The following is a 14948-nucleotide window of genomic DNA, read 5'->3' as shown; positions in this document are numbered from 1 at the left end:
TAGTGAGGGGATAAACGGACACTTTTGTGTGATGAGAAACGGGTAATGCGGTATAAACGGTTATTGGAAATGGTTATTTTTTAGCCACCCAGCGGCACGTTACCCTTTTTTTGCGATTTGCCACAGCGCTTCCAGCTGATCTAAATTTAATTCATTGAGTTGCCGATTTTGTTGTCGCGCCAAATGCTCAACTCTATGAAAGCGCGAAATAAACTTATGATTTGCTCTGCGTAGAGCGGTGTCCGCATCTACGTTACAATGACGACTTAAATTGACGAGTGCAAAAAACGCATCGCCGATTTCTTCTTCCAACGCGGCTTGATCCACTTCGTCGACATTCAATTCCTGATTGATTTCGTCCACTTCTTCTTTTACTTTTTCAAGCACGTGGCGAGGGTGGTCCCAGTCAAAGCCCACGGTAGCGCAACGCTGCTGAACTTTTTGAGCGTACATTAACGCCGGCAGCCCTTTGGCTATATCATCTAAAATACTGGTGTCTGTATGGGATGGCGTTTTTTCATCTTGTTTAATGCTGGCCCACTGTTGCTCCAGTTCACTCTGTGCGACCGATTTACCTGCGAACACGTGAGGATGGCGCCGTATCATCTTCGCGCAAACCGTTTCCACCACACAATCAAACGTAAAAGTCCCTTGCTCTTGCGCAATCTGGGCGTAAAACACGATCTGGAATAAGAGGTCCCCCAATTCATCACGGATGTCGTCTGGACACTCTTTCTCTATGGCGTCAGCCACTTCATAGACTTCTTCGATCGTATAGCGAGTGAGTGATTGCATAGTTTGCTTGATATCCCACGGACAGCCAGTTTGTGGATGCCGAAGTTGTGCCATTATCTGCAAAAGAGTACTGATATCACCCGGTTTTTCGTTTGGCATCAACCACTCCGTTTAACTGACGTAACTTAGCGATGACTTTTGAAAGGGTATTGAGGTCTCTTACCTCCACCGAAATGGCAATAACGACACTCTGCTTGGTCTTATCGCTATAGCTGTTGACGCTGAGCAAAGAAACATTCTCGTTGGCCAGTACGGTGGTAATATCCCGCAAAATGCCTGAGCGATCAGAGCAGAAAAGGTCAATCGCGGCTTCAAAGCCTGCATTTAACTGGTTCGCCCAGCTTACTTCGATTTCGCGCTCAGGATGTTGGTCGAGCAAGTGCAGTAATTGTTCACACCCGTCTTGGTGCACACTCACGCCTCTGCCCTGCGTGATATACCCTACGATAGGTTCGCCTGGCACAGGTTTACAACAGTTTGCAAGTTGGCTAAGCAGATGACCAACTCCTTCCACCACCACCGCGTCTTGTTTACCTTTAACCGCTGATTTTCTCGGTTTAACCAGTGAGGCTATATCAGGCTCAGGCTCTTTGGCGGATTTTCCTGGCGCATGAGCCTGTAAGTGCGCAAGATAGTTTACTACTTGCATGACCCGAACATCACCAGCACCTATTGCAGCGTACAAATCATCGACCTGATTTAAATTAAATTTTTCACACGCTTTAACCGCCGATTTTAACGGCAAATCAACTCGCTCCAGCTCCCGTTCGAGGAGTTCTTTTCCGGCATGTAGATTTTTGTCACGATCCTGCTTCTTAAAAAACGAGTGAATAGTGGCGCGGGCACGGGATGAATGCACGTAGCCTAATCCAGGATGCATCCAGTCTCGGCTAGGGTTAGGTTCACGTCCTGTGGTCACTTCTACCTGATCCCCATTTCGTAATTGGTAGGTAAAGGGCACGATACGACCGTTTACTTTTGCACCAATACACGAATGACCTACGTTACTATGGATATAATAAGCGAAATCCAGCGGTGTCGCGCCCTGCGGTAAATCGATGACATCGCCTTTGGGCGTAAATACATACACTCTGTCATCAAATACCTGGCTGCGCAGCTCTTCAACCAAATCACCTGATTCGGCCACTTCTTCCTGCCACAACAGTATTTTTCTAAGCCAGTTAATACGTTCGTCGTAGCTGGATTGCTTGCCACTGGCTCCTTCCTTATATTTCCAATGTGCAGCGATTCCCAGTTCCGCATCCTGATGCATTTGCTGGGTGCGGATTTGAATTTCCACGGGCTTGCCCTGCGGTCCAAGAATTACCGTATGAATAGATTGGTAACCATTTGCTTTTGGGGTAGCAATGTAGTCGTCGAACTCGTTGGGAATATGTTTGAAGTGTGCGTGAACCGTGCCTAAAGCGGCATAACAATCCTGCAAACGATGGGCAATAATCCTCAGCGCACGGATATCAAATAATTGCTCAAAGGTGAGGCCTTTTTTCTGCATTTTTTTCCAGATGCTGAAAATATGCTTAGGTCTGCCATACACTTCGGCTTGAATGTGTTCTTCATCCAGCATACTTTGCAACGACTGCACCAGATCATCAATGTACTGCGCGCGCTCTTTTCTTTTGCCATCCAGTTGTTTAGCTATTTGTTTATAAGTAGCCGGATGCAAATAGCGAAACGCTAGATCTTCCAGCTCCCATTTCAACTGTCCCATGCCTAGCCGGTTTGCCAGCGGCGCATAGATCGTTGCACATTCCCGGGCCACCATTACCCGCGTTTCTTCGTCGGCCTCTTTGACCTTTTGTAAGGCGATAATGCGTTCGGCCATTTTGATAATGACCGCCCGTACATCTTCCACCATGGAAAGCATCATGCGCCGGATACTGTCCACTTGACCTTCACTAGGTTGAAGTGGGGATTGTGACCCTCGCCTCCCGTGCAGCACTTTTATCGCATCCATGCGTCTTACGCCAGTAATGAGGCGCGCGATGTCTTGTCCAAATTCGGTTTGAATAGCATCATTAGCCAGTTCGTTCTGCTGACAATAGGGAAAAACCAGTGCTGCTTGTAGGGTCGTGTCATCCATATTAAGCTGGTGTAGGATTTCCACCATTTCCTGACCAACCAATAGTTTTTCCGGATGGGCAGCGACATTTTTTAGCTTGCGTTTAGTCTCCTGAGCTAATGCCAGGCTTTCAAGCCAGCTATCGAAGGCGGGGCGTTCAGGTTCATGCACTTTCCGGGTCGTTACCATGTACTTACCTTATTCGCTCGTTGGTAAAGAAAACAATGCCATAAGCTCCAGATGCTTAGTATATGGAAACATCTCTATCAAGCTGACTTTTTCCATTCGGTAGCCCTGTTCCAACAGTATTACCGCGTCACGTGCAAAGGTGGTGGGATTGCATGAAACGTACAAAATCTTTGGTATGGTCGACTGGCTGATTGCTTTACACACCTCCATCGCTCCCTCTCGCGAAGGATCGAGTACCACTGCATCAAGCGGTTCCACCAATATCGACTCCACTGTTGATGTCTGACCAAGATCCCCATGCTGCCATTGAATATTGCTAATGCCCTGTTCGAGCGCATTAGATTGACCGCGCTGTACCATTTCTGCCACCCCTTCAATCGCCAACACACGGGTTACTCGTCGTGCCAGAGGTAAGGTAAAGTTACCCAGGCCACAAAATAAGTCGGCTACCGTATCTGTGTCACTTAGACATAACCAGTTTATCGCCTGATTGATCATTTTTCGATTAACCGAATCGTTAATTTGTACGAAATCATTGGCCTCAGGTGTTATGTAACTCATGTCTTCCAACTGACATTTTAGGGGTTGATGGGTCACGAGCGGGATCACCTTACCATCAGCATATTCTATCGCCACATTCACCTGATGATTCTTAGCAAACGCCATTAATCCCTTGGTTAATTCATTCGAAGCCTGACGCGTAAGCTTTACCTGAACCAGCTGGATTTGTTCCCCTGCCAACAAGGTGACATGTCCAATGTTAGTGCGCGATACCTGAGTGCTGAATAACTCTGCTAAGGGTTTAATTAATACAGAAAGCGACGCTACCAGAATAGGACAGTCATCGATGGCAATCACCTTATTGCTGGATTGCTGACGGAAGCCAAGTTTAAATTTGTCCGGATCCCTGGCATCCACTGCCAGTCGTGTTTTGCGACGATACGCCGGCTTATCGCCTACAATGGCAGCTTGCCAAGGAATATGGGATAGTTTTAAATGTTTGCGCCAATAACTTTCAATTGCCTGGCGGCGTCCGTCCAGCGCTGCAGAGGTTTCAACGTGCTGTAACTGACATCCACCACATTGCTGGTAAACCGGGCAAAAGGGTTGTGTGCGCGCCGCGACGGGTTGCTGGATTTTTTTTACTGACGCCTGAACATGATTTTTATGCGCTGAAGTCACAACCGCCTCACAGGTTTCGCCTGGAAGCGCCCCCTCGACAAACGCCACGGGTTGATGAGTTCGACACACGCCCTGACCATAGACATCCATCGCATCAATGTGAAAAGATTTAACCTGTTGGGTTAATTTGGGTCTGGCTTGTTTCGGAGAATAAAACTTAACCATAAAACGCTACTCTAATCGGAAGATAAAATCACGGTAGCCACCGCATAACTGGCTTCATCAGAAATTGAAAGGTGGATTCGGGTGACCCCTTTTTCTCGACTAATCTGCAGCGCTTCGCCAATAAAAGTTAGCTCTGGACCACCAAGCGAGTTATTGCTAATAATCACCTGGTGCCAGCCCACTCCACGGCCAATGCCCGTCCCCAACGCTTTGACCGCGGCCTCTTTGGCTGCAAAACGTTTGGCGAGATAGCGTTCTGGTTGCGTATGCTGATTGAAGATTGCAAGTTCAGTGTCCGTTAATACGCGTTGCGCTAATTTTTCCGTTCGATTCGCACTTCCTGTTAGTCGCGCAATTTCTATAATGTCAGTACCCAAGCCTAAAATAGCCATACAGGTTATCCATTCACCGTTGCGTGCCTGGCTTCAAGCATTAACGTACGCATATCTGTCACCGCTTTCGCCAAACCATCAAACGCCGCTCTGGCGATAATGGCATGTCCGATGTTCAATTCAACTAGTTGAGGAATGGCAGCTATAGGCTTCACATTGTGATAGTGTAAGCCGTGCCCTGCGTTCACTTTCAAGCCTGCGTGATGGGCGTAAGCAATTCCATGTTTTAATTTTTCTAATTCTTCCCGCTGTTCGTATTCGCTTTTGGCTTCTGCATATTGCCCGGTGTGAATTTCAATGTAAGGCGTTTTGCAGCGCACGGCTGCATCGATTTGCTCAACTTTGGCGTCAATGAATAGCGAAACCTGAATCCCTGCATCCGCCAGCCGCTTACAAGCTTCCTTGATACTTTGTTCGTTGGCCACCACGTCTAACCCCCCTTCGGTGGTCAATTCCTGACGCTTTTCCGGAACGAGACAACAAAACGCAGGTTTCACTTTTTCTGCAATACTCAGCATTTCGTCGGTAACCGCCATCTCCAGATTCATTCTTGTGTTGAGGGTTTGTGCTAACAAATACACATCACGGTCGGTGATGTGTCGGCGGTCTTCACGTAAATGCACGGTGATGCCGTCAGCTCCCGCTCGCTCTGCAATATCAGCAGCATGCACAGGATCAGGATACTGAGTGCCTCGCGCATTTCGTAAGGTGGCGATGTGGTCTATATTTACACCTAAAAAAAGTTCACTCATAAAAAAGCTATCAATACGAAATAATGGCAAAAGTTTATCAGAAATTTAGCGCTGGCCCTAATGAGAATCTTAACGTTTCACCGCAACTTAAAGGGAAAACAGAAGTGCTATTACAGGCTATCGCGGAACAATTTTAGGAAGTGTTTACTACAAAAAGCTCTCTGCTTTTCAGCGGCTTATCGCCCAATAGCGGACGCAAAGCGATGCGATTGATATATTTTGCGATGCGCAAGCTATCAGCGCTCCATTTTCTTTGCATAATGGCGAGCAGGTGATAACCGGGTAGTCGATGAGGGTACCCAAGCGGGGCCAATGTAAGGCCCATTTCTGCATCAAACATGTAAAAATCGGCCGAATGTACCGGTAAACCTGAATCGGTAGTCACACTCAAATCTACTAGCAAACCCATTTCGGTGAGTAGCGCAAACTCAAACTCTCGTAAAATAATTTGCGCTTCTTCAGTTGGCGTATTACTTAAGCCCGACAATGCTTGCAGTGCATTTTGATAGGCTTCGAATAAATCCCCGACCGGCAACTCGGGCTGCAATACCCGGTTTGTCACCTCATTTAAGTACATTGCACAAAATAGGTTAAATCCACCAAGTGAGAAAGCCTTCGAAGCCCCTTCTAATTGGGTGAGGTTTTTTAGTTCACTTTTACCGGTCAGTTGAATTCGTAACGGTTGAAAAGGTTGAAGTAAGCTTTTGCGCTCATTTCGTGAGTTGCGTACACCTTTTGCTACTGCCGACATTTTGCCGTATTCAAGCGTAAAAAAGTCAACCAGGTAGCTGGTTTCTCGATACGGTCTTCGATGTAAAATACAGGCATTAAGCCAATTGGGTGCAGGCATCTTTGCTCATTATCATTAGCTACGCTTTACCCGTACCACTTTCATCATCTCAAATTCCATCCCAGCTACCGTTTCAGTGTGGCGGTAATAAGTTAAATTGACTCTCGCCCCTTTCAAACTGGCATAGCCTTGTTTTCGTCTAAACACAAACGGCACATCGTATCCATCCAACATCAGGGTATGACGAAACCAGTCGTCCTCTTGCCGTTGTACATGAGAGCTAACCTTTGCGTCTTGAAGATGGTTTAGTGTCTGGTGTTTTGCTAATAATTTTTCAGCTGGATCACGCATATGGAAAAATGTGCTCCGCGAGTAACTGAACCGTCTCCTGATTTCTAAATACATTGATATCAAGTTGATAAACCAGTTGTATTTTGGTCACCTTATTATCGGGCCATACTTGCGAGTCGATATTAAACGCAATACCATCCACTTCCCGTCCAGATGATAAACGTATCGTAAATTTAAGATGCTTTTGACCCACCAGTCGTTGTGCTACCAAATCAAAGATCCCGTCGAAACGTGGCGCTTCGAATCCTTGGCCAAATGGGCCGGCCTGGTTTAACTCATGCGCGAACAACAGATCAAAATCGTTATCACTTAATTCACCATCAGAATAAATGCTGTCCTTCTTTGGTAGCGCCGCTATATAAGGGCGAGCCACTGCCTGAAAAGCTTCGGTAAATGCTGATAAGTGTTTGGAGGGTAAACTCAAGCCTGCCGCCATGGCGTGGCCGCCAAACTTGCTGATTAAGTTAGGGTAACGCGAACTGACTTCTTCCAGTACGTCACGAATATGGAAACCATTTACCGAGCGTGCCGAACCTTTTAAGGTTTCCTCGTCCTGTCTAGCAAAGGCAATGGTAGGCAGGGCAAACTGTTCTTTTATCCGACCAGCGACAATGCCTATGACACCTTGGTGAAAATCTTCCTGGAAAATAACCAACGCATCTTTTTGAATTTGTTCATTAAGGCTAAAAGAAGCAACGATTTTTTCGGCGTCCTGACGCATCGATTGCTCAATGGCCTTGCGCTCATGATTTAATTCATCCAAACGCGCCGCGGCTATGCGTGCGGTCGTGGCATCAGTACAAAGCAAACATTCAATGCCAAGCCCCATATCATCTAAGCGGCCAGCAGCGTTTAATCTGGGTGCTACCACAAACCCTAAATCAGACGCATTTAATATCTTCAATTGTCGATTGGCGACTTCGACCAGAGCCTTTATGCCTTCTCGGCAATGTCCGCTGCGAATTCGCTGTAACCCCTGATGCACTAAAATTCTGTTGTTGCTGTCCAGCGTCACTACATCGGCGACGGTTCCCACCGCCACGATATCAAGGAGCGCAGCAAGATTTGGCGGCGTGATGCCTTGACCGTTAAACCATTCGTCATCGGCCAGTCTGGCTCGCAACGCCAGCATAAGATAAAACGCTACGCCCACTCCTGCCAATGATTTCGATGGGAATGCACACCCAGGCTGATTGGGATTGACAATGGCAGCAGCGTTTGGCAACGAATCACCAGGTAGATGGTGATCAGTAATCACAACTTCTATACCCAACTGGTTCGCTTTGGCAACCCCTGCATGACAGGCAATTCCGCTATCCACCGTAAGAATGACTTGGGTACCTTGCTGGGCTGCTAATTCAACCAGTGGCTCACTCAATCCGTAACCAAAATCGAAGCGATTGGGCACGAGATAATCAATATTTTCCAGCCCCATGTCGCGTAAGGCAAGCATACAAACAGCGGTACTGGTGGCGCCATCTGCATCAAAATCACCGACGATCGTTACCTTCTTTTGATTTTTAAACGCCGCACTGAGTAACGAGGTTGCATCATCAATACCCTTTAGCAGATTGAAATGCGCTAACGCCTTTAAACCCACTTCAAGTTCGTCAATGGAAGATACATTTCGATTGCGATACACCCTGTCAATGACAGGGTGCAGGGAGGCACTTAACGGTTTACGCTCGCTCACGCGACGCACTACTGACAAACTCATATAGTTTTTTTACTTTTCACGTTCAATGGTTGAAGCTTGCCGCCTCGGTTTCGCTTACTACAGACTTCATTGCGCCCAATAACAAGGAGTGAGTTACTTTTTACTTTTTACTTTCACTTTGCTTAAGTGCTTGGGCTAATATGCCTGCTGGTTGATACCCTGGCACTAACATGCCTGACGGCAGGATCATTGCGGGTGTCCCGGTCACCCCCAGTTTCTGGCCAAGTTCAAAATGTTCCGCAACCCGGTTATCACAACTTTTGCTGGCTACCGGATCGCCCGACTTAGCATCGGTCATGGCCTTTTGTGGATTCTTAGCACACCACACCGACACCATATCCTGATGATTTTGGGTATTTAATCCAGCTCGAGGGAACGCTAAATAGCGAACTGTAATACCCGCATCATTATATTGTCCCATTTCACTGTGCAACTTCCGGCAATAGCTGCAAGTCGTATCAGTGAAAATGTAAATCACGTGTTTTTCGTTTTTCGCCTTAAACTCAATAACAGAGTCTGATAATTCCTTTACACCTTGCAGGCGCATTTGCGCCAGGGCAACCTCTGTTTCATTTTTCATGCCTTCATCGACATTAAAGATGCGCCCCTGGATGAGATACTTGCCATCAGGCGTGATATAGAACAGGCCGCGATCAGTGGTAACTTGCAGTAACCCTTCGATAGGTGCGTCCGCAATAGCTTCTACCTGAAGCCCGATACTCTTAACTTTTTCAGTTACAGCGTTAACACCATCGTCTTGTGAAAATGAAGCTAAACTAACCAATGCAAACATTGCCGCTATTAAGCTAATTACCGTTTTCAAACATGTTCTCCTATTGACGGGGACGTCAGATATTTAAATGAATGTTTCATTCAGCTCTTTTCCAAATAGTAACACAGTCGCGTGCAGCACTAAATGACGTTCATCCCCTGGGGTGATGTTGTTGGATAAGATTTTGTAAGCGTTCTTTGGCAACATGGGTGTAAATCTGGGTGGTTGATAAGTCGCTATGGCCTAATAACATCTGCACCACTCGTAAATCTGCGCCATGATTAAGAAGGTGGGTGGCAAATGCATGTCTTAACGTATGGGGTGAAAGGCGTGATGTGATCCCTGCTTTTTGAGCGTAATATTTAACCCGATGCCAAAATGTCTGGCGCGTCATCTGTCCCCCGCGTAAACTGACGAACAACAAGTCTGTCGCATGTTTAATCAACTCTGGCCGCGCAGTTTTACAATAAGTCGCTAACCAATCCACCGCATCCTCCCCAAGCGGAACCAAACGCTCTTTGTTGCCTTTTCCCGTTACTCGAACGACTCCTTGCTGGGTACTGATCTGGCCCATTCTTAGACCGATCAGCTCACTTACCCTAAGCCCTGTGGCGTAAAGCACTTCGAGCATACAACGATCCCGGCATTGAATGGGATCTTCCGTTTCAGGCGCATCCAGCAACGCCTCAACTTCCTGCTCGCTTAGGGTGTGCGGCAATGCTTGCGGTAGCTTAGGTCCACGCGTTCGGGACAGGGGATTGTCAGCACGCTTATGCACAGTCACCAGATAAACAAAAAAAGCCTTCATCGCACTCAAACTTCTTTGTCTGCTTCTTGCGGATATGCCCTGCTGCTCTCTAAAGTGTAAAAAATCCTGCAAGTGTGGCTGTTCAACGATGGTGATATCGTCTAATCCCTTTTGTTGGCAAAATAAAGCGAGCTGAGTTAAGTCGGTTCGATAACTTTGCTGAGTATGGTCGCTTAATCCTTTTTCCAGCCATAACATATCTATGAATTCAGTAATATGTGCTTCGTTGGCTGTTGTAAGTGAAGACCTTTCCCGCATCTTGTTAAAATCCGCGCTTCTGTTTAATTAATTCGTAGGCTTGCTGAATATCCTGGGTTTTCTGTTTTGCAATGTCTAAAGCCTGTTGTGGTAATCCCTTGGAAACCAGCTTATCAGGGTGGTGTTCCGACATACGTTTACGATATGCCCGCTTAATGGTTTTTTCGTCGTCGCTGGCAGACACCCCTAGAATGCGATAGGCATCCTCCACCGATTGCTGTTCCGTATACGGCTGATGCTGATGTTGACGCTTTTCGCCCCGGTGCCTGAATCTGACTTCAGCCTCAAACATTGATACCAGGTACTCCAGATCTCTTCTTTTAAAGCCAAGAGGTTTGGCTACCTTTTCTAATACCTGGTATTCCTGTGGGGTCAGATTACCATCGGCAAAAGCCGATTGAATCAGGATTTCCAGAAAAACCTGCAAAATATCCCGTCTGCCGTGACAGTTTTCATATAGGCTTTTTAAGGTGTCGACGATGGGGTAGTCGGCTGACTTACCTTCTCTAAAGGCTTGTTGAGCCTCCTTTCTCGCCTCCCCGGTTAATTGCATTTCATCCATTAAGGCAGTGGCAACTTGGATTTCATGCTCGGTGACTTTGCCATCCGCTTTTGCCAAGTGTCCTAACGAAGCAAATAGACTGTGAAAAAAAATAGCTTGTTGTTTTAATGAGTTCTGATCAGTGAAAAAACGTCCAAAACCACCTAATTGACTGAAATCTTGACTGTAGGCGCGATCAAAAAAATGGCCAATGAGTAATCCAAGGATGGCACCAGGAATTTTTAAGAACATGAACCCAAACACTAACCCAAGGATTTTTCCCCAATACGGCATTCAATAACTCTCCTACTCTATATTTCGTACTTTCTTTAAGTTAGCTGTTATAAAGTTCCAAAACAGGATAAGCAAGCCAAATTCTTATTCTTCAGACTTTGCATCGTAATATTTCACTAATATCCAACTATTTCAGTATTTACGCCTAATTTTAAGCAAAGATGGTTGGTAATTGTGAAAGAAGTGCTTAGAATTGGCGCTTAGTATCGTTTAATGAATAAAAAGAATGTAACTTGATACTCAGGTTACGGCGTTAATGCAGGCCACTCACCTTTACATGAATATTCTTCGTCCAATAATCTTGCTCACTTTTTTATTAAAGGCTCCCGTATTCGCACAGTCAAATACGTCTTTAGATGAAAATAGCGAGGAATATACACTTTGTCCTGTCTCTACTTTACCCTCTGAGCCGCTAATACTCCAACCGCAAGGGCATGTCAAAGTGGAGTCGGACTATGCGCAAATCGTTAGTAAACAGTTAGCTGAGTTCACTGGCAATGTCAGTATTTATTCGGATCGTGCAGCAATACATGCAGAGCAAGCCAAGGTGAGTAAGAATGGCAGGATGCTTGAAGCCAGTGGCGATGTTACCTATCAGGATATGGATTTAAACGTAACCAGTGATGCCATATCGATAGACTCTATCAAGCAATCTTTGCAAATTGAAAACAGCCAATATCAACTAAATGGACAACCTGGTCACGGTGCAGCTCAACAAATTCAGTTAAACCGTGGGCGCGGGCTGATACTATCCGACGTTAGCTTTACTACGTGTCCTCTGGGAAGCCCCGACTGGCATATCGAAGCGTCAGAAATCAGTATTGAAAAAGGCACTGCATGGGGGCAGGCAAAAAGTACACGCTTTTATGTGGGTGGCATACCTGTACTTTACTTACCTTACTTTGCCTTCCCGGTGAGCGATCAGCGCCAAACCGGATTGTTGTTTCCCGAGATAAGCAGTTCTTCCAGAACAGGTTTTGATTATGAACAACCTTTCTATTGGAACATTGCTCCCAATTACGATTTGACCACTTCTCCACGCTTCATGACGCGCAGGGGAGTGCAATTAAAAAATGAATTTCGGTATTTGACGTCGCAAAGCTATGGTCAGCTAAATGTTGAATATTTAGCTGACGACAATGAGCTGACCATCCCGGCAGATAGGTGGTTTTACCGCTATTATCATCAGGGTGAGTTAACCGAAAACTGGATACTCAACGCTGATATCAATGGTGTGAGCGATGATAACTACATTATCGACCTTGGCTCTGATTTTTATACCCGTGCAGATACCCACTTATATCGAACAGCCAGCTTGGATTACTTTTCCGATAATTTACTCATGGATTTCCGTGTACTGGATTTTGTTACGCTAGGAGATAGCGGGGACAGTTATCGAGCCTTACCAGAATTCCGTCTTAACTATATGCGAGAACTAGGCCCTTTTTTTGAATTTTCATTTGATTCAGAACTGGCGTATTTTGATAGTACGGCTCAGGAAAGACCTGAAGCTTTCAGGTGGCATGTGGCTCCTACCCTGACCCTGCCATATAGGCAAGTGTGGGGAGAATTGAGTGCGGAAGCAACGCTGCTTAATACCTACTATCAGCAAGAAAATATCGACAATACCGATTTAGAGGATGAGGTAAACCGTACGCTGGGGCAATTTAGAATGTTTGGGGCGCTGTATTTTGAACGCCAGCAGCAGTGGTTTGATCAAGACACCACAATGACGCTCGAACCAAAATTACAGTATCTTTACACGTCTTATGAAGATCAAACGATGATCGGTCGATATGATACCGCTCCTCTTCTGATTGATGTGGATGGCTTATTCAGAGGACAGGAATTCACCGGCCTTGACAGGATAAGTGACAATAATCAGTTTACTGTAGGGTTAACCTCACGAATACTTGATGGGGCTGACCGGGAACAATTTGTGATTAGCGTAGGTCAGATATTCTATCTTGACGAAAATAAAGTGTTGGCGGCGGTGAAAGATAAAAACCGCTCTGCGCTGGCAGCAGAATTGGATTGGCAATTAGGTTCACGCTGGTTTATGCATACAGATGTTCAAATTGCCACGCAAACTGACAAAGTTGAACGCAATAGCACCAGTATTGAGTACCGACGCGATGCCAAAAGTGTCGTGCAGCTCACCCATCGATATATACGTCAGTTGTCTGGCGAGCAAATCGACCAGGTTGGCATACTGGCCAGTTGGCCAATTACCGATACATTACATTGGGTAGGACGAACCTACCGTGACTTGTCCCTTGATCGAAGTGTGGAGAGCTTTTTTGGCCTTCAGTATGAGTCGTGTTGTTGGGCAGTCAGACTGGTAGGGCAACGACACTTGAGTAATCGCGTGACCGTGGATGGGAGCCGTACCACCGGCGAGTTTGATTCTGGAATTTCCTTACAATTTATTTTTAAAGGTATGGGGTCTTCGAAGTCCTCAAAAAGCATGCTTGAAGAAGGCATGTTTGGCTATCGCCAGCCATATAGTTTAAATTAGTTTTTACGTAGCTTCCGCACAGGTTAGGACGCTGTAAAGTTAACCAACGAAAAGAGAAATTATGAAGTTCATCAGTAAAGTGCTCTTAGCGGGTGTGTTTTTTATTACTGCTGCAATAGCACAGGAAACGCCGCTGGATAAAGTTGCCGTTATCGTTGATAAGGGAGTTATTCTGGAAAGTGAAATAAATGCATTGGTCAACGAAGTAAAGCGAAATGCCGAAGCCAATAACCAATCACTTCCTTCTGATCTGGCTTTACGCACCCAGGCAATCGAACGTTTGATCATGAAAAGTTTGCAAATGCAGATGGCTGACCGAATGGGTATTCAAATTAGTGATCCCCAATTGGAACAAACCATTCAAAACATCGCCAAGGATCAAAATGCCACGTTGGCTGATTTACGCCAGCAGCTACAACAAAATGGAATAAGTTATGATAGCTACCGTGAGAACGTACGCGAAGAGTTGATCATGGGTGAAGTGCGCCGTGCGAATGTGCGCCGTCGGGTTTACATTACTGCTCAGGAAATTGAAGCATTAACCAAACTGATAGATCAACAAGGTGCCGAGCAGGCGGAATATGAACTTGGTCATATATTGATAGGTTTCCCATCACAGCCCACCGATGAAGATGTGGCGGCGGCGAGAGACCGAGCTGATAGGGTGTTAGAGCTTCTCAACAATGGGTCTGATTTTGCCAAAATTGCGATTGCCTCTTCTTCAGGCACGAATGCTTTAGAAGGCGGTAACATGGGCTGGATGAATATTAATGCCATGCCAACACTTTTCGCAGAAGCGGTACAAGGTAAAGCGAAAGGCGAATTGATAGGGCCTATCCGCAGTGGCGCGGGTTTTCATATTTTAAAAATTCTGGATACCCGCGGTATAGAGACGGTTACCGTTGAAGAGGTCAATGCACGTCACATTCTTATCAAGCCCTCTATTATTTTAAGTGAAGATAAAGCTAAGAAGATGTTGATTGATTTCAAACGTCAAATCGAAAACAACGAAGCAACATTTGCCGACCTTGCCAAAGAGCATTCGGAAGATCCAGGCTCAGCGCTTAAAGGCGGTAATTTGGGTTGGGCTGACCCGACTATTTACGTCCCCGCATTTAGGGATGCGCTTGCTTCGCTTGAACCGAATGAAATGAGTGATCCCATTCGTTCAGTACATGGATGGCACCTGATTGAACTTCTTGAGCGCCGAATTGATGATGCCACAGAGAAACGTAAAGAAGACAAAGCGTATCAACTTCTCTACAACCGTAAGTTCCAGGAAGAAACCGAAGCCTGGTTAAGAGAGATGCGCGACCAAGCCTACATTGAAGTGGTTGAGTAGAG

The 14948-nt window shown here is 46.0% G+C and carries 13 protein-coding genes; 2 read left to right on the top strand and 11 right to left on the bottom strand.

The window, feature by feature from the left end:
- Positions 1–99 precede the first annotated feature (99 nt).
- The 11 genes from mazG to djlA all read right to left on the bottom strand — a co-directional run bounded on the left by mazG (position 100) and on the right by djlA (position 11086).
- Positions 100–894, bottom strand: a complete 795-nt coding sequence (gene mazG, locus OPS25_RS13080; RefSeq protein WP_265618213.1) for a nucleoside triphosphate pyrophosphohydrolase — start codon at positions 892–894, stop codon at positions 100–102.
- Entirely contained in the window at positions 872–3064 is a 2193-nt protein-coding gene (relA, locus tag OPS25_RS13075; RefSeq protein ID WP_265618212.1) for a GTP diphosphokinase, read from the bottom strand. Before relA ends, mazG begins: the two co-directional genes overlap by 23 nt.
- Before the next feature lie 9 nt (positions 3065–3073).
- The gene (gene rlmD / locus OPS25_RS13070; protein WP_265618211.1) at positions 3074–4411 is read right to left on the bottom strand and encodes a 23S rRNA (uracil(1939)-C(5))-methyltransferase RlmD; all 1338 of its coding nucleotides are present in this window, start codon (positions 4409–4411) and stop codon (positions 3074–3076) included.
- A gap of 11 nt (positions 4412–4422) precedes the next feature.
- Entirely contained in the window at positions 4423–4803 is a 381-nt protein-coding gene (acpS, locus tag OPS25_RS13065) for a holo-ACP synthase (RefSeq protein ID WP_265618210.1), read from the bottom strand.
- Positions 4804–4808: 5 nt separating this feature from the next.
- Entirely contained in the window at positions 4809–5555 is a 747-nt protein-coding gene (pdxJ, locus tag OPS25_RS13060; RefSeq protein ID WP_265618208.1) for a pyridoxine 5'-phosphate synthase, read from the bottom strand.
- Positions 5556–5688: 133 nt separating this feature from the next.
- Positions 5689–6405, bottom strand: a complete 717-nt coding sequence (gene recO, locus OPS25_RS13055) for a DNA repair protein RecO (protein WP_265618205.1) — start codon at positions 6403–6405, stop codon at positions 5689–5691.
- 15 nt (positions 6406–6420) lie between these two features.
- The gene (locus tag OPS25_RS13050; RefSeq protein ID WP_265618202.1) at positions 6421–6696 is read right to left on the bottom strand and encodes a hypothetical protein; all 276 of its coding nucleotides are present in this window, start codon (positions 6694–6696) and stop codon (positions 6421–6423) included.
- Entirely contained in the window at positions 6689–8413 is a 1725-nt protein-coding gene (gene recJ / locus OPS25_RS13045) for a single-stranded-DNA-specific exonuclease RecJ (protein ID WP_265618199.1), read from the bottom strand. Before recJ ends, OPS25_RS13050 begins: the two co-directional genes overlap by 8 nt.
- Before the next feature lie 100 nt (positions 8414–8513).
- Complete coding sequence (gene dsbC, locus OPS25_RS13040; RefSeq protein WP_265618197.1) at positions 8514–9236, bottom strand: bifunctional protein-disulfide isomerase/oxidoreductase DsbC; 723 nt, start codon at positions 9234–9236, stop codon at positions 8514–8516.
- A 100-nt stretch (positions 9237–9336) separates the two neighbouring features.
- A complete protein-coding gene (gene xerD, locus OPS25_RS13035; RefSeq protein WP_265618195.1) occupies positions 9337–10251 on the bottom strand; it encodes a site-specific tyrosine recombinase XerD in 915 nt (304 codons plus the stop codon).
- A 4-nt stretch (positions 10252–10255) separates the two neighbouring features.
- Positions 10256–11086, bottom strand: coding sequence for a co-chaperone DjlA (djlA, locus tag OPS25_RS13030; RefSeq protein ID WP_265618193.1), 831 nt, complete (start codon positions 11084–11086; stop codon positions 10256–10258).
- Positions 11087–11342: 256 nt separating this feature from the next.
- Between djlA and OPS25_RS13025 the strand changes: the two genes are divergently transcribed.
- Complete coding sequence (locus tag OPS25_RS13025) at positions 11343–13604, top strand: LPS-assembly protein LptD (protein ID WP_265618192.1); 2262 nt, start codon at positions 11343–11345, stop codon at positions 13602–13604.
- Positions 13605–13665: 61 nt separating this feature from the next.
- Positions 13666–14946 carry a peptidylprolyl isomerase SurA gene (gene surA / locus OPS25_RS13020; RefSeq protein ID WP_265618191.1) on the top strand — a complete coding sequence of 427 codons (1281 nt, stop codon included), beginning with the start codon at positions 13666–13668 and terminating at the stop codon, positions 14944–14946.
- Positions 14947–14948: the final 2 nt, after the last annotated feature.

The organism is Alteromonas aquimaris, assembly GCF_026183695.1.
GTDB classification, from domain to species: Bacteria; Pseudomonadota; Gammaproteobacteria; order Enterobacterales; family Alteromonadaceae; genus Alteromonas; species Alteromonas aquimaris.
This window is presented reverse-complemented; position numbering and strand designations above follow the sequence as displayed.